Source organism: Thermasporomyces composti, from assembly GCF_003386795.1.
GTDB classification, from domain to species: Bacteria; Actinomycetota; Actinomycetes; order Propionibacteriales; family Actinopolymorphaceae; genus Thermasporomyces; species Thermasporomyces composti.
In genome coordinates this window covers 3,855,508-3,877,703 of record NZ_QTUC01000001.1, presented here as the reverse complement: position 1 = coordinate 3,877,703, position 22,196 = coordinate 3,855,508, and the positions used below count along the sequence as shown (strand labels likewise).

Genomic DNA, 22,196 nt, shown 5'->3' with positions numbered 1-22,196 from the left:
CGGCATCCCCCCGCTACGCACCCACCATGGCATGGCGCACCGGTGGCGTGCGGCCGATCCGGGACCTCTGCGGGGGGACAAACCAGCGCGTTGAACTCACACCGGACCGGCGCGTCCGTTCGACGTGGATCCGTCCCGACCGTGGCGAGGCGGAGTGGTCGGCGGCGGTCAGCCCGCGGTCGACGGCCGCACCCGGCGGGCCAGGACAATCCCGGCGCACGCGACCGCCAGCATCACCGCGTAGATCACGCGGTAGACGTCCCAGCCCTCGACCGCCTCGTGGAGCGAAGCGAAGATCACCCCACCGGTCGCGACGAGCAGAACGTTTCCCAGCGAGTCCGACACCTGGCCGGCGGCGACGTTGGCACCCTGGTCCTGCGGCGGCGAGTACTCCAGCAGCAGCACTGACAGGCTCGACAGCCCCAGGCCCATGCCGAGCCCCGCGAACACCCACCCCGCCGAGGGCAGCCACGCCGCGAGGGACGCCGGGAGGCCGGGCTGCGCGGACACCAGGACGATGACGAGCCCGACCGCCACGAACGTCGCGCCGGCGACGATCAGCCGGTGCCGCGGGGTGCGCGTGGCCGGACGGCCCTGCCACCACGAGCCCGTCGACCACCCCAACGATCCGACCGTCAACGCCAGGCCGGCCGTGGTCACCGACATCCCGACCTGCTCCACGAGCATGAGGGGAAGGAACGCCTGCGCGCCGAAGAAGGCGCCGGCGAAGATCCCGCGCAAGCCGACGACGGTGGGCAGGCCGCGCGCGAAGCGCAGGGTCCCGGCCGGCAGGAGGCCAGGCAGGCTCACCGCCATCAGGAGCGCGCCGACCGCCGCCAGGGTGAGAAGCCGCTGGCCCGGCTCCTCACCGACCTCCTGACCGGCGTACTGAAGGAGGCCCACCCCGACCGCGGTGGCCGCGGCGCGCAGCTTCCGGCCGGAGCGTCCCTCCGCCGGCTCGACCGCCGGCAAAGCCCGCAGCCGCGGCAGCACCAAGAGCAGGGGTGCGATGGCGAACGGCACGAGGCCGAGGAACACCAGACGCCAGGTCCAGGTCTCGGTGAGGACGCCCGCGATCGCCGGCCCGAGGATCGAGGGCAGCACCCAGGCGGCCGACATGACCGCGAACGCGCGCGGACGGAGCCGCGGATCGTAGGCCCGTCCCACGATGACGTAGGCGGTGACGATCGCGGCCGCGCCCCCGAGTCCTTGGATGACCCGCCCGGCGATGAACACCGGCATGGTGGGCGCCACCCCGGCCACCACCAGCCCACCGGTGAACAGAGCGATGCCAGCCAGGAACGGGGCGAGGGGACCGAAGCGGTCGCACGCCTCTCCGGCCAGCACGGTGCCGAACATGCTCGCCGTCATGAAGCCGGAGAAGCCCCACGCGTAGAAGGCGAGCCCGTCCAGGTCCGCCACAGCCCGGGGCATCGCCGTCCCGACCGCCATCGCCTCGAAGGCGACGAGGGAGATCAGGGAGACGATGCCGACGCTGAGGGCGGCGTACGCCGGACTCCAGAGACTGTCCGACGCGTCCGGCTTGCTGGTGGGCTGAGTTTCGGAGACAGACACGTCGTGCCACAGTAGCGGGTCGCCCCCGAAGCCCGGCTACCCAAATTCGCGTCGCTCCCAGGCGTCGTCCCACCTCGGCAGGCCGCGTGGCCGGCTACGTCGCCGCCCAAGCCCTTCGGTCATCGCCCTCCGGTCAGCGCACGCCACCGGCACGACTCCAGGGCCACGTATGCTGGCGGCACGGCCGGCGGCCGGTGACAGCCTTTCGATGCCGGGACTGGAGGCCTCCATGCCGCTCAGCGTTGCCGAACGCGAGCAGTTCCTCGCCGAACCCCACGTCGGCTCCCTCGCGGTCGCGCGCGGACCGAACAACCCACCGTTGGTGGTGCCGACGTGGTACCACTACACGCCGGGCGGCGAGCTGTGGGTGATGACCGGCGCCGACTCGGTCAAGGCGCGGCTGATCCGGGCCGCGGGCCAGTTCAGCCTGCTCGTGGAACGAGTCGAGCCGACGATCCGCTACGTCTCGGTCGAGGGCCGCCTCGCTCGGGTCGAGCCGGTCACGCGAGCACACCTGGAGGCGCTGCATCGTCGCTACCTGCCGGAGGAGCAGGCCAGCCGGTACGTCAGGAACGCCGAGAACGACGGGCGCGAGCGGATCGTGCTCGCCATGAGGCCGGAACGCTGGTTCTCCTCCGACTTGGGAACCCTCTAGGTCGGAGGACGCTCGTCGCCACACCCACGGGTCGTGCGCCTCCCAGTCCTCAGCGGCGGTTCGAGGAGCCCGTCCGGTGTTGGTGAGAAGGCGGCCACCATGTCGGCTCTCGATGAGAGAGTGGCCGCGCCACGTATCCGGGCCAGAAACCTGGAGGTTGATCTGTCATGCCCCTGAGCGTCGACGAACGTGAGCGGTTCCTCGCCGAGCCGCACATCGGCTCCCTCGCCGTGGCCCGTGGCGCGGACCGTCCACCCCTGGTCGTGCCGGTCTGGTACCAGTACACACCGGGCGGCGAGCTGTGGGTGATGACCGGCGCCAACTCGGTCAAGGCGCGGCTGATCCGGGCCGCGGGCCAGTTCAGCCTGCTCGTGGAACGAGTCGAGCCGACGATCCGCTACGTCTCGGTCGAGGGCGCGGTCACCCGGACCGAGCCGGCGACGCGCGCACACCTCGAGGAGATCAGTCGCCGCTACCTCCCGGAGGAGAAGGTGCCCGGCTACATGGCGATGGCCGAGGCCACGCATGGTGAGCAGGTCATCTTCTACATGCGGCCGGAGCGCTGGTTCTCCTCCGACCTGGGCACCGTCTGATCGCCGACGAGCACGGCGTCACATCGGACGCCGAGTCGTGGCACACCAGCCGCCACACCGCTGGATCCTGCGGCAGCGTGGCCGCCGCTCGTCGGCGAGACATTTTCCGACGTGGTGGGGCGGTGGGGCGCTCAGTCGACGAGCTGGAACTGGAAGTAGTCGAAGCCAGCCATGTAGCTCTCCGACGCGGGGTTCTTGTCGGGGACCGCGATCGTCAAGGTGTGCTTGCCCGCGGTCAGGTGGTGCGTGCCGTAGCTCAACGCCTCGCTGAGGACGACCTCTGGGAAGTGGTAGGCGTCGAAGGCCTCGCCGATGGGCTGCCCGTCGAGAGTCAGGGTGTTGATGCCGTAGTCGCGGGCGAGGGTCTGGCGAGTCGTCAGCTCGTACGTCCCCGTGGTCGGCAGCGTGACCTCCACCACGACGTGCTGCCCAGACGTGGTCGGGGTGAACCACAGCTGCGCGTTGCCGGACCACACGACACCACAGCAGTTGCCCTGGACCTGGACAGGTGCCGTCGCCTCGACCGGCGGCAGCAGCGACTCCGCTTCGATGCGCAGGGTGTCGCCGGTGGTGGCGCTCACCTCACTGGAGAAGGCGCCCACGTGTCCGGCCGCGTCCACCGCTCGGACGCGGTAGTACCAGGTTTGGCGGACGGTGCCGGTCTCGTGGACGAACCCCGGCGTCCGCGCCACACCGACGAGGGTCTCGTCGCTCGGGGTGAAGCCCTTCGTCGTCGAGGCGTGCACCTCGTACGTCACCGCGTACACGTCGTCCCGCGCGACCGTCCACCCCAAGGTGATCGCCGTGCGTTCGTCGCCTCGCGCAGTCAGGCCTGAGACCCGCGCCGGCGCGTCGCGATCGGTGTACGGCGACCGGATGGACAGGGCGTGGTAGTCAGCCGCGGACCAGGGCGCGTGACCGTCGAGCGGCCGGAGCGTCACCGTGACGGTCCGCCGTCCAGCGGTCAACGTCGCCGGCAACCAGAAGTAGTCGTCCAGCAGACGTTGTTCCGGGTTCGCCAGCGGTTGAGTCCACGTGCCGGCCGGCTTCCCGTTCACGCTCACCTCCGCCGCCTGGTAGCCCTCGGCCTGGTCGGAGACGCGCCGCAGGATCACACCGTGGTTGCCTGGATGGACCGCGAGTGTGAAGGAGACCGGCGCGCTCGTCGCTCGCGTGTCGACCGTGACAGGCTCCGGTGGCCCGTCCAGGCCCTCGAAGCGACTGGTCAGCGACTCCACCGCGCCCGGATCGGGTGAGCGGTAGTCGTGGGCGGCCTCACTCGCTGCGTCGCCCACGTCGAGGTGGTCGGTCCAGACCAGACCGCCGTGATCAACGCCGTACCAGTAGGTCGTCGTCGACTCGATGACCGGCTCGTCGTTGCCCGGACCGTGCTCGATGCCGAACCGCATGCTGCTGGCGAAGTCCATGCCGTCGGCCAGCAGCAGCCGGTACATGCTGGTGCAACCGGCGGGGCAGTCGGCCCGGTCGGGGACCGGGCTGCCGGTCAAGGGCGCGCTGAAGGCGCCCCGGTTGAAGTACCACCCGCCCTCGTAGAAGTCCTCGGTCCCGGTGCCGTGCAGGTCCGGGCTGGTCGAGCCGTCGACGAAGACGCGCTCGTCGCCCTCCAGGTAGCCGCGACGCCAGCCGGCCTCGTTGAGACCTTGGACGGTGTGCGTGACACCGACGACCCGGCCGCGACCAGTGACGTCGAGGAACAGGTGGTCACGACCGAACGTCGCCTCGGAGCGAACCGCGGTGGCTCGGAAGTAGCCGATCCGGCCGGCTTCGAGGTCCCTCTTCCAGGTCGCGCTGCGGGCGACCGTGAGCCGTGCCTCACCGGCGTTGAGGGCGACGTCCGCGCCGTTGTACAGCTCCACCGTCGCCGCTCGGCTGTACGGCATGAGCCACCAGCTCGACAGCGTGCGCTGCTCCGGGTCGACGCCGAACATGTACGCACGCACCGGGTAGAGCCCGAACCCGCTGCCGAAGAACTCACCGAGCGGGGCGTCGACGGTGCGCACGCCGTCGACGCTGATCCGCAGCCGCGCCTCGCGCAGGATCTCCTCGGTCTCGTCGGCGACGGCGCCCGTCACCGCTGGCCGGGCCAGCGGACGCACCCACCGCGCCTTGCCGGGCACCGGCGACGGTGCGACGGCCGTGCGGCGGGAGACGACCACCTCGTCCGTCGGTGACGGCTGCAGCTGCGGGAGCCGGAGGACGAGCTCAGTGATGGCGCCCGGGCCCGTGGCATGGCCGAGGGTGACGGTCTCGCCCGGCGCGACGTCGATTAGTCGAGTGGTGGTGCGCTCTCCCGGCAGATCCGGCTTGGGGTCGCGGGTGCCGGCTGCGCGGAGCGCGGCCAGCACGTCCGTCGCCGGATCCGTGGGGTCGAACGTCTCGATGCCCTCCGGGCTGGCGAACTCCCGGTAGGTCACGTGGTGGAAGTACGGGTTGTGCTGTGTCGTGATCCGCATCGAGTGGCGGTAGGGCATCGGGACCTTGATGTAGACGCCACCCGAGCTCTGGTCGGCGTTCGCCACGAGGGGGTAGACGAACGGCTCTCCCAGCTTGCCGTCGACGAGGTCCTGGAGGTCGGCGTCGACGACGGTCCTGCCGTCCAGCTCGATCGTGATGGTCCCCGTCTGGGAGACGTCGCCGCCGTCTCTGGTGAACCAGATGGAGGCGATCTCCCCCGCGCCGGTGTGCTCGGCGATCACGCAGCCGCCGGAGGCGGTGGTGCGCAGGCACGAGTACGTGCCCTCGAAGCCGTCGTTGTTGCCTCCGCCACGGTCGAAGCTGGAGAACTGTCGGGTGCGCGCGGCATTGCCGATCTCGGCCAGTCGCTCGGGGTGGCGGTACGTCTCCCAGCCGACCGGGCCAAGACGCGGTGCGGGAGCGCCACTGGCATGAGCCAGGGTCTCCCGCAGCCGTTCGTCCGAGGGACGGTCGGCCGCGAGAGCGGTGCCGGTGAGACCACCGAACGGAAGGACGGAGGCGACGAGCGAGGCAACGATCCGACGCATCGGCTCCTCACGGGGACACGAGGTTGGAAATCGATTTCCCGTGATCACCGTAGATGATCTCGGCGGCCTCGGGCCAGTGTCGTGTCCTCGATAGGACCGAGGAGCGCTCCTTACAGCGCGTCAGGTGGCTCCGGCGGTGCCGACGTCCGCGGCGGCGGATCGGAGTCCGGTGCGATCGGACCCAGCACCGCGCCGTCGAGGAGCGTCGGCGCCCGTCGCCATGCGGCCATCTCGCTGCCCCGGACCTCCCAGCGAGCGTCCCAGCCTGCCTTGCGCTCGGCCTCGTCGAGCTCGAACGACAGCAGACCCACCCGCGCGCGGAGCAGACGCCGCCACGCTGGCGGCAGCTCCGTGGTGAGCCCGTGTCGCAGGCACACACCGTGCGCCCGCGACAGCCGGGCGTCGTACGCCGGGTCGGCGGCGATGGCCTCCAACAAGCGCGCCTCGCGCTGCTCCGCCGCCCGCTTCCGTGCGCAAAGCTGACAGGACTCCACCCCACGAGGCGGTTGGACGTGGACGATGCCCGCCCAAGGACTGGCGTCCAGACGCTGCAGGAACGCGTGGAGATCGGCGCGCCACAGGCCCGCCACATGGTCGATCACCGCGGCGACCGAGCCCAGCAGTCCGTCGTCGGTGAGCTCACGGTCCGAGAGGTCGCCGACGTGCCGGAACGACGTGAGGTCGCCGAGGTGACGAGGGCACAACATCGCCTCCGCTCGGAGCTCCGCGCTCTCGTCGCGGCTCAGCCCGGCAAGCCAGTGAAGGTACCGCCACTCCACTCGGTCCGCCGCCGCGCACAGAGGACAGCACGGCCAGTCGAGCACGAGGTCCGCCGCGCTTCCGCGACGACGACTCGTCTCCTCCGCCGCGAGGACCCGCTCGGCTCGCTCCTCCCGCGCGCGCCGCCGACGTGACCGATCCGGATCCAGGCCGATGAGGTGGTCGCGAGCCAGCACGGGGTCCTTGCCCAACCGGCTCTCCAGCATCTCGGCGACCGCCCGGGCGACAACGGGCCCGCTCCGCTCGATCACCGCCACGCCATGCGTCACGCACAAGCCGTCGCCAGCGTCCAACAGGCTCCTCGCCTCGTCATCCACCAGGCCGACCGCGAGCGTGCCCAAGGTGTCCGTCACCGCGCGAGCCGCGACCTCACACGCCGGGCACGCTTCCGGCGTCGGAACCGTGGCCACACGCAGAGCGGCGGTTCCGGCGCGGGCCACGTCCGCGAACACCCACCGTGCCAGCCACGAGCTGGAAGCGCCGAGATCGAGCAAGTGACGCGTGTGCGTCGCGCAGAACCCGAACGAACGCTCGATCCGCTCCCGCATCCGCGGATCCGAGCGACTCTCGTTCTCGTAGGTGTGGAACCAGCGCCGCACCGCGTCCTCGGCCACACGGCAGACCGGGCACCCCTCACCGCCCAACAGCTGGAGCGCCTCGGCCTTGGTGCGGGCGTCGGGTCCGGGATCGCGCCGCACGAGGGTGGTCAGCCACCGGCGAAGAGCCATGCCCACAGTGTCGTCCATCCGCCCCGGCGTCCATACGCCCTGGTCGATGGCCGGGAGCCGCGCATGCGGGCGTCGAGCGAGGACAATCCCGGCCAGGCCAGGCGGGGTCCCGTGCCGCCCGGGCGCGGAGCGTCCGGCGAGCGTGTGAGGTCCCCTCGGTAGGCTCGCGCGCCATGGACGGACCGACCACCGGCGACGCGTTCGGCGAATTGCTGCGCCTGGCGCACGACGGCCACGACGTCCTCGGCGTGATCGAACGCGACGACGGGCTGGTCGAGGTCCACGATCCCCGGATCTACTTCACCGGCCCCGACGAGTGGGACGCGCTGGACCGGCTCGCCTGCCAGCGCGCCGTCGGCCACGTCCTCGACGTGGGATGCGGAGCCGGCCGGCACAGCCTGCACCTCCAAGCGGAGGGACGCGAGGTCACCGCGATCGACGTCTCCCCCGGCGCGTGCCAGGTCGCCCGCGCGCGCGGTGTTCGACGCGTCCACCAGGTGCGACTCGAGGACGTGACGAGCCTCGGCGAGCGGTTCGACACGTTCCTTCTCCTCGGGAACAACCTCGCGCTGCTGGGGTCGCCCGGCCGTGCGCAGGCGGCGCTCGCCGCTCTCGCGGCGGTCGCCGCGCCGGACGCGCGGATCCTCGGCCGGAACCGGGACCCGTACGTGACCGAGGACCCCCTCCACACCGCCTACCACGCCTGCAACCGCGCCCACGGCCGGCTCGGGGGCCAGACCCGGATCCGCTGCCGTGTCGGAAGACTGGCCGACCGGTGGTTGGACTACCTGTTCTGCTCGCAGGACGAGCTCGTCGACCTCCTCACCACCTCGCCGTGGCAGCTCGCCGCGCTCGACAGCGACGGCCCCGACTACCTCGCCGAACTTCGTCTGCGATGACTGTGGCGGTCTCCGAGAAACCGTGGCCACCATCGGGCACCAGCTCGCCTTCGCGTCCACCTCTCCTCCAGGCTCGTGAGCCTCCGGTGGGACGACGACACCTGCCGGCCATGGCAGCCGAGAGCGAGGACGACACAACCGACGGGTGCGAAGGGAGCGACGGTGACACTGCGGCTGATCCACGTGGGACTCGGTGGCTGGGGGCGCGATTGGGAGACCAACGCTCTCCCCCGGGTTCCCATGGTCGACCGCGTCGCGGTGGTCGACTCCGATCCGACGACGCTGGCGAAAGCACGGGAGGAGTTCGACCTCGGCGAGAGAGAGTGCTTCACGGACTTGGCGACCGCGCTCGCGACCGTGGAGGCGGACGCCGTCCTCATCACCGCACCCCTGGCCGCGCACGTCCCGCTCGCTCTCGAGGCGCTGGCCGCGGGACGTCACGTCCTGCTCGAGAAGCCGTTCGCGCCGACGGTGGCGGAGGCCCAGCAGGCGGTCAAGGCCGCGAACGCGGCCGGCCGGGTGCTCATGGTGAGCCAGAACTACCGTTTCCATCCGGCAGCGCGCACGGCGGCGCGCCTGGTCGCTGACCGCCACCTGGGTCTGGTCGGGAGCGTGAACGTCGACTTCCGGAAGTGGGCCAACGACGCGCCGCCGGGCACTCGGCGCCACTACAAGCTGCGCCATCCGCTGTTGTTCGACATGGCCATCCACCACTTCGACCTCATGCGGATGGTGCTGGGTCAAGAGCCTGTGCGGGTCTTCACCCAGATCACGGACCCGCCCTGGAGCAACTTCGTGGAGGAGGCCGCCGCGGTTCTCACCATCACCTTCGACCGAGGCACGGTCGTGAGCTATCGCGGCAGCTGGGTGAGCACCGCGGAGCCCACCACCTGGTCGGGGGCGTGGAGCTTGGAATGCGAGGACGGTGAGCTGTTCTGGACCGGACGGGGTGATGGGCCGGTCGGCTCGGTTCGCGGAGACGTGGTACGCATCCGTCGGCGGCCACGACCTGGCACCGACCAGGCCGTCCAGGAGGAGCTCGTGCCGCTGACGGAGCTGGAGTACGTCGGGCGTGCCGGTGTCCTCGTCGCGTTCGCCGAGGCCGTGGCGACCGGAACCGAGCCGGAGACGTCCGGTCGGCGCAATCTCCCGAGCCTCGCGCTCGCCGAGGCCGCGGCACGGTCGGCGGAGTCGGGCCGTCCCGAGCCGGTGGAGCGATTCCCCGCGAGCTGACTCAGCCCGCCAGGTCACCCGGCGTCACTGGAGTGACCCGGGAAGACCTTCGCACCTGGCCTGATCACGGGAACGGCGTTGTTGACCGCGGTCGCGGCCTCACCGAAGCCGGTGGCGATCAGCTTGACCTTGCCGTCGTAGTCGCCGATGTCACCCGCGGCGAAGACCCTCGGCAGGTTGGTGCGCATCGCCGAGTCCACCTGGATGTGGCGTGCGCGCAGCTTCAAGCCCCAGCGGGTCAGCGGGCCGAGGTCGGCGTGAAACCCGAGCGCAGCCACGATCGCCTGCACCCACACGATCTCACGCTGATCCGTGGCGGTGTTGTGGATCTCGACGCCCTCGACGTGGGGATCACCGAAGACGTCGCGCACCTCCCACGGTGTGAGGAGGCGGACACGTGATGCGCGGACCCGGTCGACGCTGTGCTCGTGGGCGCGGAAACGGGTGCGGCGGTGGATGAGCGTCACCGAGCGGGCGATGGGTTCCAGGCTGAGGGCCCAGTCGAACGCGGAGTCGCCGCCGCCGACGACGAGCACGTCCAGGCCGGCGAGCTCGTCCAACCTGGGGACGAAGTACCGCAGCCCGCGTCCCTCGTACTCCTGCCCGACGGGGAGCCGACGCGGGCTGAACATGCCGATGCCGCCGGTGATGAGGACGGCCTTGGCGACGACGGCGAGTCCTTGATGACTCGTGACCTTGACCTCGTCGTCGCCGTGGTCGAGCTTCTCGGCGCGGTGGCCGAGCAAGTAGAGCGGATCGAACTGTCCGGCCTGCTCGACGAGCCTGTCGACGAGCTCCTGGCCCTTGATCGCGGGGAACCCGGCGACGTCGAAGATCAGCTTCTCCGGGTACATCGCGGTGATCTGCCCGCCCGGCTGGGGCAGCGAGTCCATGACCGCGACCGAGAGGCCGCGAAAGCCCGCGTAGTAGGCGCCGAACAGCCCGGTGGGACCCGCCCCGATGATCAGCAGGTCGGTCCTGATCACCCGTACCTCCGTCGCTGGAGGGTTCCCGCCGAGATGAGAAGACGGCGAGGCTCACCCCTTGTCCTCGCCCTTCACCATACGTGTCGGCTCGAGCTCGGAACGGCGGGTGCGCCAGACCGCGCTACGAACGGGTCCGGGTCGACCGCGCTGCCGGCCCGCCGGAGGCTGACCGCTTCCGGGCGGTACCGCCATCTCGGTCGGTCTTCGCCGCGCGCTTCCGCGCCGCCCCACCGCTTGCCGCCTTCGCCCTCGCCCGACTGGTGGTCCGCAGCGTTCTCGAGTCGCTGGCGGCTGACGCGACGGCCCGGCTGGCATTCCCGTTCAGCACCGACCGGAGGAACTTCCCGGTGTAGCTCGCCGGGTTGGCGGCCACCTCCTCCGGGGTCCCCTCCGCGATGACCCGGCCGCCACGGCTACCACCCTCGGGGCCGAGGTCGATGATCCAGTCGGCGGTCTTGATCACATCGAGGTTGTGCTCGATGACGATGACCGTGTTGCCCTGGTCCACCAACCGGCTCAGCACCCCGAGCAGCTTGCGGATGTCCTCGAAGTGCAGGCCGGTGGTCGGCTCGTCGAGCACGTAGAGCGTTCGACCGGTCGCTCGCTTCTGCAGCTCGGAGGCCAGCTTGACGCGCTGCGCCTCACCACCGGACAGCGTCGGAGCCGGCTGCCCCAGCCGGATGTAGCCGAGCCCGACGTCCACGAGCGTCTGGAGGTGGCGGGAGATCGCGGGGATCGCCTGGAAGAACTCCAGGGCCTCCTCGATCGGCATGTCGAGGACGTCGGCGATGGTCTTGTTCTTGTAGTGGACCTCGAGCGTCTCTCGGTTGTAGCGGGCGCCGTGGCAGACCTCGCACGGGACGTAGACGTCCGGGAGGAAGTTCATCTCGATCTTGATCGTCCCGTCACCCGCGCATGCCTCGCAGCGACCACCCTTGACGTTGAAGGAGAACCGTCCGGGCAGGTAGCCGCGGATCTTCGCCTCCGGGGTCTCCGCGAACAGCCGGCGAATGTGGTCGAAGACGCCGGTGTAGGTGGCCGGGTTGGACCGGGGTGTCCGCCCGATCGGCGACTGGTCGACGTGGATGACCTTGTCGATGTGCTCGACGCCGGTGATCTTCTGGTGTCGACCAGGTACCTCCTTGGCGCCGTACAGCTGCTTGGCCAGCGCGGTGTAGAGGATGTCGTTGACCAGCGTCGACTTGCCGGAACCCGAGACGCCCGTCACCGCGATGAAGCAGCCCAGCGGGAACGACACGGTGACGTCTTGGAGGTTGTGCTGCCACGCCTTGTGGACCGTGAGCTGACGTCCGGGCGTCCGCGGGCGTCGCACCTCGGGCACCGGGATCTCCCGTCGCCCGGACAGGTAGGCGCCCGTGAGCGAGTCCGGCTTCTCCAGCAGCTCTGGGAGCGGTCCGCTATGGACGACTTGTCCGCCGTGCTCACCCGCGCCGGGGCCGATGTCGACGATCCAGTCGGCGGCGCGAATGGTGTCCTCGTCGTGCTCGACGACGATCAGAGTGTTGCCCATGTCCCGCAGCCGCAGCAGGGTCTCGATCAGGCGGTGGTTGTCGCGCTGGTGCAGCCCGATGGACGGCTCGTCGAGGACGTAGAGGACACCCACGAGACCGGAACCGATCTGGGTGGCGAGACGGATCCGCTGCGCCTCACCACCGGATAGCGAGCCGGCCGGCCGATCGAGGGTGAGGTAGTCCAGACCGACGTCGAGCAGGAACCGCAGTCGCTCTCCGATCTCCTTCACGACTCGAGCGGCGATCTGCTTCTCACGCGGACTGAGGTCGAGGTCACGCAAGAACGCGGCCGCCTCGGCGATCGGCAGCGAGCACACCTCCGCGATGGACTTGCCGCCGACCGTCACCGCCAGCGAGATCGGCTTCAGGCGGGCGCCGCGGCAGGCCGGGCAGGCGACCTCGCGCATGTAGCCCTCGAAACGCTCCCGGCTCGCGTCGGACTCGGCCTCCGCGTAGCGGCGCGCGACGTACGGGATCACCCCTTCGTACGTCGTGTAGTAGGCGCGCTCGCGGCCGTAGCGGTTGCGGTAGCGGACGTGGATCTGGTCCGGATACCCGTGCAAGATCGCCTTGCGCGCCTTCGCCGGCAGCCGCTCGAACGGCTGGTCCATGCGGAACCCGATGGTGGAGGCGAGCGCCTCCAGGAGGCGGGTGAAGTACTCGGACACGTGAGCGCCCGACCACGGGGCGATCGCGCCTTCGTCGAGGCTCTTGGTCGGGTCGGGGACGACGAGGTCGGGATCGACCTCCATCCGGGTGCCGAGACCGGTGCATTCGGGGCAGGCGCCGTATGGCGAGTTGAACGAGAACGACCGAGGTTCCAGCTCCTCGAAGGACACGTCGTCGTACGGGCAGTACAAGTGCTCCGACCAGACCCGCTCCCGCTGCGGGTCGGTCTCGGGCAGGTCGACGAAGTCGAGGATGACCAGGCCGCCGCCGAGGTGGAGCGCGGTCTCGATCGAGTCGGTCAGTCGCCGCTTCGCCGACGACTTGACCGTGAGCCGGTCCACCACCACCTCGATCGTGTGCTTCTTCTGCCTCTCCAGCTTGGGTACCTCGCTGAGCGGGTAGACGACGCCGTCGACCCGCACCCGGGCGTACCCCTGCGTGGTGAGCTGGCGGAACAGGTCGGCGTACTCACCCTTGCGACCTCGCACGAGCGGCGCCAGCACCTGGAAGCGGGTGCCCTCCTCGAGCTCCAGGACGCGATCGACGATCTGCTGCGCGGTCTGGCGCGCGATCGGCCGTCCACACTCCGGACAGTGCGGATGTCCGATTCGGGCGTACAGCAGGCGGAGGTAGTCGTAGACCTCGGTGATCGTGCCGACCGTCGATCGTGGGTTCCGCGAGGTCGACTTCTGGTCGATCGAGACCGCGGGTGACAGTCCTTCGATGAAGTCGACGTCCGGCTTGTCCATTTGCCCGAGGAACTGCCGGGCGTAGGCCGACAGGGACTCGACGTACCGGCGCTGGCCCTCGGCGAAGATCGTGTCGAAGGCGAGGCTGGACTTGCCCGACCCAGAGAGACCGGTGAACACGATGAGCGCGTCACGCGGCAGCTCCAGCGAGATGTCCTTGAGGTTGTGTTCGCGCGCGCCTCGAATGATGAGCTGGTCGACCACGGTGACGGTCCGTCCTCGGCAACTGTCTTCGCTGTGTGGGCTGTGCTTCGCTGTGGGCTCTCTTCGCGGGTGTCGTCGCTGGTCAACGGCCACCGACAGCCGGCGAGGGGCCGGTCGACGGCGGGCGAGGGTGGCTTGACACGGCTTGGTCATGCTAGCCGGGCGCGCCGACAACCCCCGGCGGCGCGGTCGAACGATCACGGGGTCGCGTCGACACCCCCGGCCGTACGGGCCGTGCCCGATCAAGCCCTCGCCGTGTCCACCTGAGACTCCAGCCGAGACTCCAGGTGACGAAGGAGTCGCCCGCCGTCCCAGTGTGGCCGATCCGGCCAGAACCGGCCGACTTTCCCGCCCTAAGGGGTTGGACGTACCCCGGCTCCCCACCGAGAGAATGGACCCGGATCCACGTCGCGGACCGCAGATGCCGCTCTTATCAGCAGGGAACGGGTTTTCATGATTCGTCTCGCCATGCTCAGCTTCTGGCACGTGCACGCCCGCGGGTACGCGCGGCAGGCGCAGGAGCACCCGGCCACCACGCTCGTCGCCGCCTGGGACGAGGAGCCCGAGCGCGGTCGGGCCGAAGCCGAGAAGCTGGCCATCCCCTTCTACGACAACCTCGACGACCTCCTCGCCCTCCCCGACGTGGACGGAGTGATCGTCGACGCGCCCACCAACCTCCACACCGAGGTCATCACGGCCGCCGCACGAGCCGGCAAGCACATCTTCACCGAGAAGGTGCTCGCCCTCACCGTCCGCGAGTGCAACGAGATCCTCAGCGAGGTCGACAAGGCCGGCGTGACGCTCATGCTGTCCTTGCCGAGGCTCTACGACGGCTACACGCTGGCCATCCGCGAGGTGCTCGAGGCGGGTCACCTCGGGCAGATCACACTCGTGCGGACTCGGCTGTCCCACGGTGGCGCGGTCGGCGAGGGTTGGCTGCCGCCCCACTTCTACGACCCGGAGCAGTGCGGCGGCGGTGCGCTCATCGACCTCGGCTGCCACCCGATGTACCTCGCCCGCCTGTTCCTCGGCCGGATGCCGGAGTCCGTCGTCGCCAGCTACGGCCACGTCACCGGTCGAGCCGTCGAGGACAACGCGGTGGCCGTCCTGCGCTACCCCGACGGAGCGCTCGGCGTGGTGGAGGCCGGCTTCGCCACCAACCACTCGCCGTTCTCCATCGAGGTGCACGGCACGCTCGGCAGCCTGGTCTACAGCGACCACGACCGACGCCTGCTCGTCCGCAGTCCAGCACACGCCAACGGCGAGCGGTGGGTGGAGCTCCCCATCCCCGAGAAGGAGCCGTCGCCGTTCGCCCAGTGGGTCACCCACATCCAGCAAGGCACCAAGCCGCGGGAGAACGTCGAGCTCGGCCTCGACCTGACCCGCCTGATGGAGGCGGCCAACCACTCCGTGGCCGTCAACGCGCCGGTGCGCATCGACAGCATCGGTGACTGACCCGACCGTCCCTTAGTCGACCGACCGCGCTTCGGCAGCGCCGCCGAAGCCCGTCAGCGCCGCCGAAGCCCGCCGGACCCCCGGGTGTGAAGAGCCCCAACCCGCCTGGAGCGACGGCCGACACGGCTGGCCACGCGGCGAGGTCGCATTCATCCGGCGTCAACCTGCAGTTGTATCGAGGAGGATCACCTTCATGACCGTGAACGTCGGACTCATCGGCTGCGGCGGAATCTCCAATCCGCACGTCCGGGGATACCTCGAGATCCCCGACAAGGCGAAGGTGACCGCGGTCGCCGACGTGGTCGAGGCCAACGCCCGTGCGCGCGCGGAGCAGGTCGGCGGAGCGCAGATCTTCTCCGACTACCGCGAGCTCATCGCCACCGCCGGTGTCGACGCCGTCGACATCTGCCTGCCGCACCACCTCCACGCCGACGCGATCATCGCGGCGGCGGAGGCAGGCAAGCACATCCTCTGCGAGAAGCCCTTGTGCATCTCGACCGAGGAAGCGGACAAGATCACCAAGGTCGTCCAGGACACCGGCGTGACCTTGATGTGCGCCCACAACCAGCTCTTCATGCCCCCGGTCGCCAAGGCGCGCGAGCTCATCCAGAGCGGAGCGCTGGGCAAGGTCTACGAGCTGCGCACCACCGACAGCTTCTTCAACCGCGGCCTGCACGCCGACATGGGCTGGCGCGGGAGCCTGGAGACCGCCGGCGGCGGCGAGCTGATCGACACGGGCTACCACCCCACGTACCTCCTGCTCCACCTGGCGACCGCCGAACCGGTCGAGGTCGTGGCGATGACCAGCCGTCACCGGCTGACGATGGAGGGCGAGGACTCCGCGCAGGTTCTCGTCCGGTTCGCGGACGGCAGCGTCGGCAACATCGTCACGAGCTGGGCGTACATCCCGTCGTCGAACACCGAGAAGTTCTCGGTCGTCGGTGAGCACGGCACGCTCTGGAGCGACGGCCGCACCCTCTACCACCGCACGATCGACGGACAGCTCACCACGGTGGAGTTCCCCGAGGTGAACACGATCAAGGCGGAGGTGGCGGACTTCATCAGCTGCATCACCGAGGGCCGTCGCCCCCTCAACACCGAGGTCGAGGGCGTCCACGTGCTCAAGGTGATCCTCGGTGCCTACGCCTCGGTCCGGGAGAAGCGCGTCATCAGCCTGGCCGACCTGTAAGCCGGCTGCGGGTGGCGCCGCGCAGCTCGCGCTCGCCCCACGGCTCCTCCTGGGGCATTGGGCCCTCCGCGACGTAGCTCTCAGTCGACGAAGAGCTACCAGTCGACGACGTCAGCCGTCGCGGAGGGCCCGTCGCCGTCCAGGGCTGCGGTGGAGCTTCGGGCGGCGAGAGGTCGCGAGCGGTCCGAGTGGTCGTCACCCGGGTCGGGTGACTCACAGGCGGGTGAGACGTCGCGCGTACCAATCGGTGCGAACGATCGGCTCGACGGGCGTCACCCGGACGCGAGCGCCGAGCACGCTGACCCCGGCCGGACTCGCGATGACGGGCATGAGCTCGAGCTCGACCACCTCGGGCAGGTCGTAGGCCAGCCGGCCGACCCGGTGGAGGAGGTCCTCCAGCGCCGCGACGTCGGCGTGGACGCCGCCACGGTGCCCGAAGAGCAGCGGCGAGGCCCGCACCTCCCGGATCATGCTCGCGACGTCGACGTCGGTCAGCGGCGGGATGCGGTAGGCGAGGTCGCCGAGCAGGTCGGCGGTCACGCCGGCGAGCCCGAACGACACGATGGGTCCGAACATCCGGTCCTCGACGCCACCGATCACGGTCGGCACGCCGGCGTCGACCATCCGCTGCACCACGAACGACGCGGTGCTGGGATCCCCCATGGTCGTGGTCATCGTCTGCCACGCCGTGCGCATCTCCGCCTCGCTGTCGATGTTGCGCCAGACGTCGGCGAGGTCAGGACGTTGCCGCAGCTGGGGCGCGGTCGCCTTGAGCACGACGTTCCAGCCCAACCGGCGACCGGCGGCCACCGCCTCGTCGAGAGACCGGACCGGATAGGCCGGCACGACCGTAATGCCGTACCACCGCAGGAACTGGTAGAGGAGCTCACCCTCGAGGTCCATGCCCTCCGGGTGCTCAGCGAGAAGCGCGTCCACCATGGCCCGCGCCCGCTCCTCCGCGATCCCCTCGAGAGCAGGCTGGTCGCCTCGGGGCCGGCGGCGCCACTCGGCGTACTCGGCGGCCTTGGCCAGCGCCCGGACGCCGGCTTGCGGTGAGGGATAGGACGGTACCGACCCCCGGATCACGACCCCGCTCTCGTCGAGCCGGCGCAACGGCTCTGGGACTCCCTCGCTACCGAGGAAGGTCGCCACGACGGGCTTGGCGCTGGCGGCCGCCACCCGCGCGATCACCTCGGCGACCGGCAGTCCGTCGACGTCGACCGGTGAGACGTACACCGCGATCACCGAGTGGACCGCGGGGTCCTCGACGGCTTCCCTGAGCACGCGCTCGAAGTCAGCGGGCGTGGCGTCCGGTCGCAGGGCGGTCGGGTGGTGGACGACGGGTAGCCCCACCTCGGCGGCGGTGTCGGCGGCGAGGAGGGCGAGCGCGTCGGAGTTCCCGACGATCGCGATGTTCGGGCCGGCCGGCAGCGGCTGGTGGGCGAGCACCTGCGCGACGTCGAGCATGGCGTCGAGGGTGTCGACGACGAGGACCCCGGCCTGCCGGAACATGGCGTCGACGGCCGCCTGCGGGACGGCGGAGCGAGCCACGGTGTGACCGATCGGCACGCCCTGGGTGAACCGGCCAGACCGAACGGCCACGACCGGCTTCTCGCCAGCGAGCCGTCGGGCGATGCGGCTGAACTTGCGCGGGTTGCCGATCGACTCCAGGTACAGCAAGACGACCTCGGTCGCCGGGTCGTCCGCCCAGTACTGCAGCAGGTCGTTGCCGGAGACGTCGGCGCGGTTCCCGGCCGACACGAACGTCGACAGCCCCAGTCCTCTCCGCGCGACGGTCTCCAGGATGACGGTGCCGAGCTCACCGGACTGGCAGAAGAACCCCACCCGGCCCCGGGGCGGCACCACCCGAGCGAGGGAGGCGTTGAGCGAGACGGCGGGGTCGGTGTTGATGACACCGAGGGCGCTCGGGCCGAGGAGCCGCATCCCGTGCGCCCGCGTGAGTCGCACGAGGTCGCGCTGCCGTTCGCGGCCCTCGGGCCCCGTCTCGGCGAACCCGCTCGAGACGACGAGCAGCCCGCGCACCCCTTTGCGGGCGCACTCCACCACGACGTCGCGCACCGCGTCGGCGGGCACCGCCACCACCGCCATGTCGACCTCGCCCGGGATGTCGAGGACGCTGGGGTAGGCCGGCACGCCGGCGACCGCACGCGCGGCGGGGTTGACCGCGTACACCGGTCCCGTGAAGCCACCGAGGATCAGGTTGCGGACGAGGGTCTGGCCGATGGTGTCGCGAGATCGACTCGCGCCGATGACGGCCACCGATCGAGGTGTCAACAGCCGCTCGACCGAGCGGGCCTCCGCCCGCTGCTCCCGCGCGGCCATGACCTCCAGGCTGGTGGCCGTGGGCTCGATGTCGAGAGTGAACTCGAGGACGCCGTCCTCGAGGTCGTGGGCGACCTGGTACCCGGCCTGCCGGAAGACGTGCGCCATGCGGACGTTGTCGGGAAGCACCTCCGCGCGGAAGCGTTCGATGCCGTTCTCCCGAGCGGCCTGCGCGAGGTGCTCGAGCAGGACGCTGCCGGCCCCGCGTCCCTGGTGCGCGTCCTGGACCAGGAACGCCACCTCGGCATCCTTCGGCCCGACCCGGTCGTAGCGGCCGACGGCGATCATCTCCTGGCCGACGGTGAGGATCAACGCGACCCGATCGCGGTGGTCGACATGGGTGAAGCGGTACACGTCCCGCTCCGACAGCCGCGGATACGGGGCGAAGAAGCGGTAGTACTTCGACTCGTCGGAGACCTTGTCGTAGAACGCGAGGAGGAGCTCGGCGTCGTCCGGGCGGATCGGGCGGAGCGTCGCCGTGCCGCCGTCGCTCAAGACGACGTCGGCTTCCCAGTGGGCCGGGTACGGCGGGGCCGGCGCATCCGTCACGCCTCCGAATCTAGCTTCGCAGGTCGTCTCGGGGCACCGTTCACGCAACGCGTGACGTCAACCGAGGTTGACGAACCACCGTGTGTCAACGTACGTTGACACCATGACGAGCATGCTCGTGGCGAGCCTCCGCGAGAAGGCACCGCTGGAGGCGCTCGCCGACATCGCCGCCGCACGCGAGACCCTCGAGGCCGAAGCCGCGCTTCAGGTCCGCCGAGCCCGCGAACAGGGCTGCTCCTGGGAGGCGATCGCGGCGGCACTCGGCATCAGCCGGCAAGCCGCGCACAAGAAGTACGCCGGTCGTGTGGAGCCACGACGTCGCGGTCGGTTCTGGGCAAGCGGTGACCGGTGACGAACGAGCGAAGGGGCGACGATGCCACGACGAGAGCCACCACGACCGGGGCTACGGCAACGAGGACTCGGACCCGCCCGCCGTCTCCTGCGTCGGTTCCGGCGACGCCGGACCACCGTGCCGCCACCACCGGCGGACCCCGGACCCCCGGCCGCCGGAGTCCGTGAGCCGCGCCGACCGTGCCCTAGCGGCCCATCCACGCTCACGGCCGCGGCGGACGAGCCCCGAAAGCAGTTCCTCGAGGTGACAAGCGCTGGCCGACAGCCCACTGGAGCAGGCGTCGCTCGCTAGACCGTGGCCGGACGCCGCGCTGGGTTCGCGATGTCATCCATGGACAGCCCAGCCAGCTTCACCATCTCCTCGAGGTGGGTCTCGACGTACCGCTGGAGTCTGGTGGCGTAGTCCTGGGGGTCGAACTTGCCTTGCAGCACGCTGACGAAGTGGTTGCGCAGGTCGACGGAGCTCCGACCACCCGCCCCGACGACCCAGAAGTTGCCGTAGGCCGGCGCGATGCTGCCGTGCGACCGCACCTTCGCGAAGAGATCCTCCACCTGCTTGTCGTAGCTCACGCCGGAGATCAGCAACGGCCCCTGCGGGGTGAGCGCGTTCGCCTTCGCCTCGCCCTCGAGGAACGCGGTGTAGCCCTCGGCCGAGACCCAGAACATGAGGAAGTCCATCACCATCTCGGTGTGGTCCGGCCCCTTGTCGATGACGCTGAGGTACGTGCCCGTCGTCCCCTCGAAGGGTCGCAGCTCTGACTGGACGAGCGGTCCTCGCATCGGAGGGAACTCGAAGACGTCCCACTCGAACGGCTCGAGTGCCTCCTCCTGCAGACCCAACTGCTGGAGCCGCCCTGGCGTGGGGTCGGCGAGGTCCTGCGCCAGTTGGCACATCGTCCACGCCCCGTCCACGAGCATCGCCGCCTGCCTGCGCAGGAAAGCCGGGTACGGGCTCGAGCCGGTGAAGAAGTCCGCCGTGGCGTACCTGGGGACGAGCCTGGTGAGGTTGGTCACCAAGTCCAGCATCGCCGGCGTGTCGAAACGCAGCGTGTGGTCCGCCAGACCCTGGTAGAAGCGCTGCGGGTTGAAGGTGTACCGAGTGTGCAGGCGGGGGTCCTTGGCGTCGTACTCGAACGTGCCGTCCAGCTCGGGATCCCAGCACCAGTCACCCGGCTGCGCACGCACCGTGTCGACCCACGCGTCGTGGTACTGGTCGAAGTAGACCGACGACATCCAGGTCGTGACCGCGGGGTCGAAGCTCAGCGCCAACGGCCTGCGACGTGCCGCGTGCAGCTTGGCGCACACGTCGAGGAGCTCGTTGAAGTCCCTCGGCGGTTCGACGCCCACCTCGGCGAAGATGTCCTTGTTGTAGTAGAAGAGCAGGTTCATCGCCTCGGTGCCGATGGACGTCCGCTCACCCCGCGCGTCGACTTCGGGGTAACGAGCGAAGTCGTAGTCCTTCTCCCACTCGCGACCCGTGTAGGGGTTGACCTGGGCGCGGTATTCGTCCAGGTTCACGTAGCGGCGGAAGGTCGGCGCGTAGTTACCCGAGACGATGTCGGGTCCCACGTTGTTGACCGCGAGCTGCTGCTCGAGCCAGCGCGCGTAGGAGGCGGCGTCTGGATAGTCGTCGGTCATCCAGACCAGTTCGACGCCGGGCTGGTGCCGGCGGTACGCCGCGGCGAGGGCCTGCCGGGCTCGGGCGGACGGGTTGTACCGGGTGGCGATGACGATCCGTCCCTCGTACTTCTTCGCGGAACCGGCCGGGCGCCGTCGCGTGGGCGGTTCGTCAGATCCGGGATCGCCGTCACCGGTACACGCCGCGAGCAGCGGCGCGAGCGAGGACGCCGAGGCTCCGAGCGCGAGGAAACGAGCGAGGAACGCGCGCCTGCTAGAGCCAGACATCGACCCTCCCTGACGGTTCGCGACCACAGTACCCGTGCCTTCCTCTGCCTCGCGGGCCGAACGTCCGACACCGCCAAACTAGGGATCCGCTCCTTCGGTACCGCGATCGGGCCCCATTGTTCCGGTATCCTCTGACCGCCGAGCGGCGGAGCCATCCCGCGAGCCTCGTGCCGAACCAGCGCACGCGAGGCGGCGAGGGCGGACGCCGCCACGGCGGCGCGGCCCTCGCACTGTCAAGGAGACCTTGCGCCGGGTCGAGACCGTCGAGCGAAGGCACGCGGGCCTCGCCGACTGGTCGCGGCGCCGGCGCTCACCTCAAGGCCGCGACGACGCGGCCGCCGGCCCACTGCCGTAGCACGAGAGCGGTTCGCGCGGCGTCGGCCGACGTCGCCTCGACCTCCAGGTCCTGACGGCACCCCGCGTTCTCGCCTGCTCGCCAGCCCGCGAACACGCCATCGGACCCGGCGAGCCGGATCGACCCGAGGGTCGGCACGGCCGGCTCCATCCCGCCCGCCCGAGATGCCCGACCTGCACGACTGCACCCGGTTGCGGGGCGTTCCGGTGCGCTCACCGTCGGCGCTGTCGACGGACGCGCCGCGCGTCGATGTGGCGTCCGGGCCGGAAGATGCGACCATTCTCCAGTTGCCCTGACGTCACGGACCGCCTCGAGGACGGCCCGGACGTCGTGGGTGGCCATGCTCGACCGGCCGAGCTCCAGGCCAAGGCCAGGGACGCCTCGACAGGCGGAGCCACTGGGACGCGCCTGGAACCCGGCCCG

The 22,196-nt window shown here is 70.3% G+C and carries 15 protein-coding genes; 7 read left to right on the top strand and 8 right to left on the bottom strand.

The window, feature by feature from the left end; all coding sequences use genetic code 11:
• Positions 1 to 168: 168 nt before the first annotated feature.
• Positions 169 to 1,575, bottom strand: a complete 1,407-nt coding sequence (locus tag DFJ64_RS16860) for an MFS transporter (protein ID WP_245941188.1) — start codon at positions 1,573 to 1,575, stop codon at positions 169 to 171.
• 229 nt (positions 1,576 to 1,804) lie between these two features.
• Between DFJ64_RS16860 and DFJ64_RS16855 the strand changes: the two genes are divergently transcribed.
• Complete coding sequence (locus DFJ64_RS16855) at positions 1,805 to 2,230, top strand: pyridoxamine 5'-phosphate oxidase family protein (protein ID WP_115852181.1); 426 nt, start codon at positions 1,805 to 1,807, stop codon at positions 2,228 to 2,230.
• A 167-nt stretch (positions 2,231 to 2,397) separates the two neighbouring features.
• Entirely contained in the window at positions 2,398 to 2,823 is a 426-nt protein-coding gene (locus DFJ64_RS16850; protein ID WP_115851318.1) for a pyridoxamine 5'-phosphate oxidase family protein, read from the top strand.
• Between the two features lie 131 nt (positions 2,824 to 2,954).
• Here DFJ64_RS16850 and DFJ64_RS16845 read toward each other — a convergent pair whose 3' ends face one another.
• Together DFJ64_RS16845 and DFJ64_RS16840 are read right to left on the bottom strand one after the other, a co-directional pair.
• Complete coding sequence (locus tag DFJ64_RS16845; protein WP_115851317.1) at positions 2,955 to 5,846, bottom strand: DUF2961 domain-containing protein; 2,892 nt, start codon at positions 5,844 to 5,846, stop codon at positions 2,955 to 2,957.
• A gap of 110 nt (positions 5,847 to 5,956) precedes the next feature.
• A complete protein-coding gene (locus DFJ64_RS16840) occupies positions 5,957 to 7,354 on the bottom strand; it encodes a hypothetical protein (protein ID WP_147304745.1) in 1,398 nt (465 codons plus the stop codon).
• A gap of 173 nt (positions 7,355 to 7,527) precedes the next feature.
• Here DFJ64_RS16840 and DFJ64_RS16835 point away from each other — a divergent pair, with 173 nt between their 5' ends.
• Both DFJ64_RS16835 and DFJ64_RS16830 read left to right on the top strand, forming a co-directional pair.
• Positions 7,528 to 8,253, top strand: coding sequence for a class I SAM-dependent methyltransferase (locus DFJ64_RS16835; RefSeq protein ID WP_115851315.1), 726 nt, complete (start codon positions 7,528 to 7,530; stop codon positions 8,251 to 8,253).
• 162 nt (positions 8,254 to 8,415) lie between these two features.
• Complete coding sequence (locus tag DFJ64_RS16830; protein WP_115851314.1) at positions 8,416 to 9,486, top strand: Gfo/Idh/MocA family protein; 1,071 nt, start codon at positions 8,416 to 8,418, stop codon at positions 9,484 to 9,486.
• A 14-nt stretch (positions 9,487 to 9,500) separates the two neighbouring features.
• Here DFJ64_RS16830 and DFJ64_RS16825 read toward each other — a convergent pair whose 3' ends face one another.
• Both DFJ64_RS16825 and uvrA read right to left on the bottom strand, forming a co-directional pair.
• A complete protein-coding gene (locus DFJ64_RS16825; RefSeq protein ID WP_115851313.1) occupies positions 9,501 to 10,472 on the bottom strand; it encodes an NAD(P)/FAD-dependent oxidoreductase in 972 nt (323 codons plus the stop codon).
• Positions 10,473 to 10,593: 121 nt separating this feature from the next.
• Positions 10,594 to 13,626, bottom strand: a complete 3,033-nt coding sequence (gene uvrA, locus DFJ64_RS16820; protein ID WP_115851312.1) for an excinuclease ABC subunit UvrA — start codon at positions 13,624 to 13,626, stop codon at positions 10,594 to 10,596.
• 453 nt (positions 13,627 to 14,079) lie between these two features.
• Between uvrA and DFJ64_RS16815 the strand changes: the two genes are divergently transcribed.
• Positions 14,080 to 15,081 carry a Gfo/Idh/MocA family protein gene (locus DFJ64_RS16815; RefSeq protein WP_115851311.1) on the top strand — a complete coding sequence of 334 codons (1,002 nt, stop codon included), beginning with the start codon at positions 14,080 to 14,082 and terminating at the stop codon, positions 15,079 to 15,081.
• Positions 15,082 to 15,274: 193 nt separating this feature from the next.
• On the top strand, positions 15,275 to 16,270 hold the full coding sequence (locus DFJ64_RS16810; RefSeq protein ID WP_115851310.1) for a Gfo/Idh/MocA family protein: 996 nt from the start codon (positions 15,275 to 15,277) through the stop codon (positions 16,268 to 16,270).
• A gap of 213 nt (positions 16,271 to 16,483) precedes the next feature.
• On the opposite strand, the gene DFJ64_RS16805 is transcribed toward DFJ64_RS16810, so the two are convergent.
• The gene (locus DFJ64_RS16805; protein ID WP_115851309.1) at positions 16,484 to 19,162 is read right to left on the bottom strand and encodes a bifunctional acetate--CoA ligase family protein/GNAT family N-acetyltransferase; all 2,679 of its coding nucleotides are present in this window, start codon (positions 19,160 to 19,162) and stop codon (positions 16,484 to 16,486) included.
• A 103-nt stretch (positions 19,163 to 19,265) separates the two neighbouring features.
• Here DFJ64_RS16805 and DFJ64_RS16800 point away from each other — a divergent pair, with 103 nt between their 5' ends.
• A complete protein-coding gene (locus DFJ64_RS16800; RefSeq protein ID WP_245941187.1) occupies positions 19,266 to 19,514 on the top strand; it encodes a hypothetical protein in 249 nt (82 codons plus the stop codon).
• A 287-nt stretch (positions 19,515 to 19,801) separates the two neighbouring features.
• Here the strand turns inward: DFJ64_RS16800 and DFJ64_RS16795 are convergent, their stop codons facing one another.
• On the bottom strand, positions 19,802 to 21,418 hold the full coding sequence (locus DFJ64_RS16795; RefSeq protein ID WP_147304744.1) for an ABC transporter substrate-binding protein: 1,617 nt from the start codon (positions 21,416 to 21,418) through the stop codon (positions 19,802 to 19,804).
• A gap of 310 nt (positions 21,419 to 21,728) precedes the next feature.
• Complete coding sequence (locus tag DFJ64_RS16790) at positions 21,729 to 21,911, bottom strand: hypothetical protein (RefSeq protein ID WP_147304743.1); 183 nt, start codon at positions 21,909 to 21,911, stop codon at positions 21,729 to 21,731.
• Between the last annotated feature and the right edge of the window lie 285 nt (positions 21,912 to 22,196).

Bases quoted from the DNA above. Each gene is read 5' to 3' on its own strand.
- DFJ64_RS16855 (WP_115852181.1), top strand. From the start codon at position 1,805: ATGCCGCTCAGCGTTGCCGAACGCGAGCAGTTCCTCGCCGAACCCCAC.
- DFJ64_RS16850 (WP_115851318.1), top strand. From the start codon at position 2,398: ATGCCCCTGAGCGTCGACGAACGTGAGCGGTTCCTCGCCGAGCCGCAC.
- DFJ64_RS16845 (WP_115851317.1), bottom strand. From the start codon at position 5,846: ATGCGTCGGATCGTTGCCTCGCTCGTCGCCTCCGTCCTTCCGTTCGGT.
- DFJ64_RS16840 (WP_147304745.1), bottom strand. From the start codon at position 7,354: ATGGCTCTTCGCCGGTGGCTGACCACCCTCGTGCGGCGCGATCCCGGA.
- DFJ64_RS16835 (WP_115851315.1), top strand. From the start codon at position 7,528: ATGGACGGACCGACCACCGGCGACGCGTTCGGCGAATTGCTGCGCCTG.
- DFJ64_RS16815 (WP_115851311.1), top strand. From the start codon at position 14,080: ATGATTCGTCTCGCCATGCTCAGCTTCTGGCACGTGCACGCCCGCGGG.
- DFJ64_RS16810 (WP_115851310.1), top strand. From the start codon at position 15,275: ATGACCGTGAACGTCGGACTCATCGGCTGCGGCGGAATCTCCAATCCG.
- DFJ64_RS16800 (WP_245941187.1), top strand. From the start codon at position 19,266: ATGACGAGCATGCTCGTGGCGAGCCTCCGCGAGAAGGCACCGCTGGAG.
- DFJ64_RS16795 (WP_147304744.1), bottom strand. From the start codon at position 21,418: ATGTCTGGCTCTAGCAGGCGCGCGTTCCTCGCTCGTTTCCTCGCGCTC.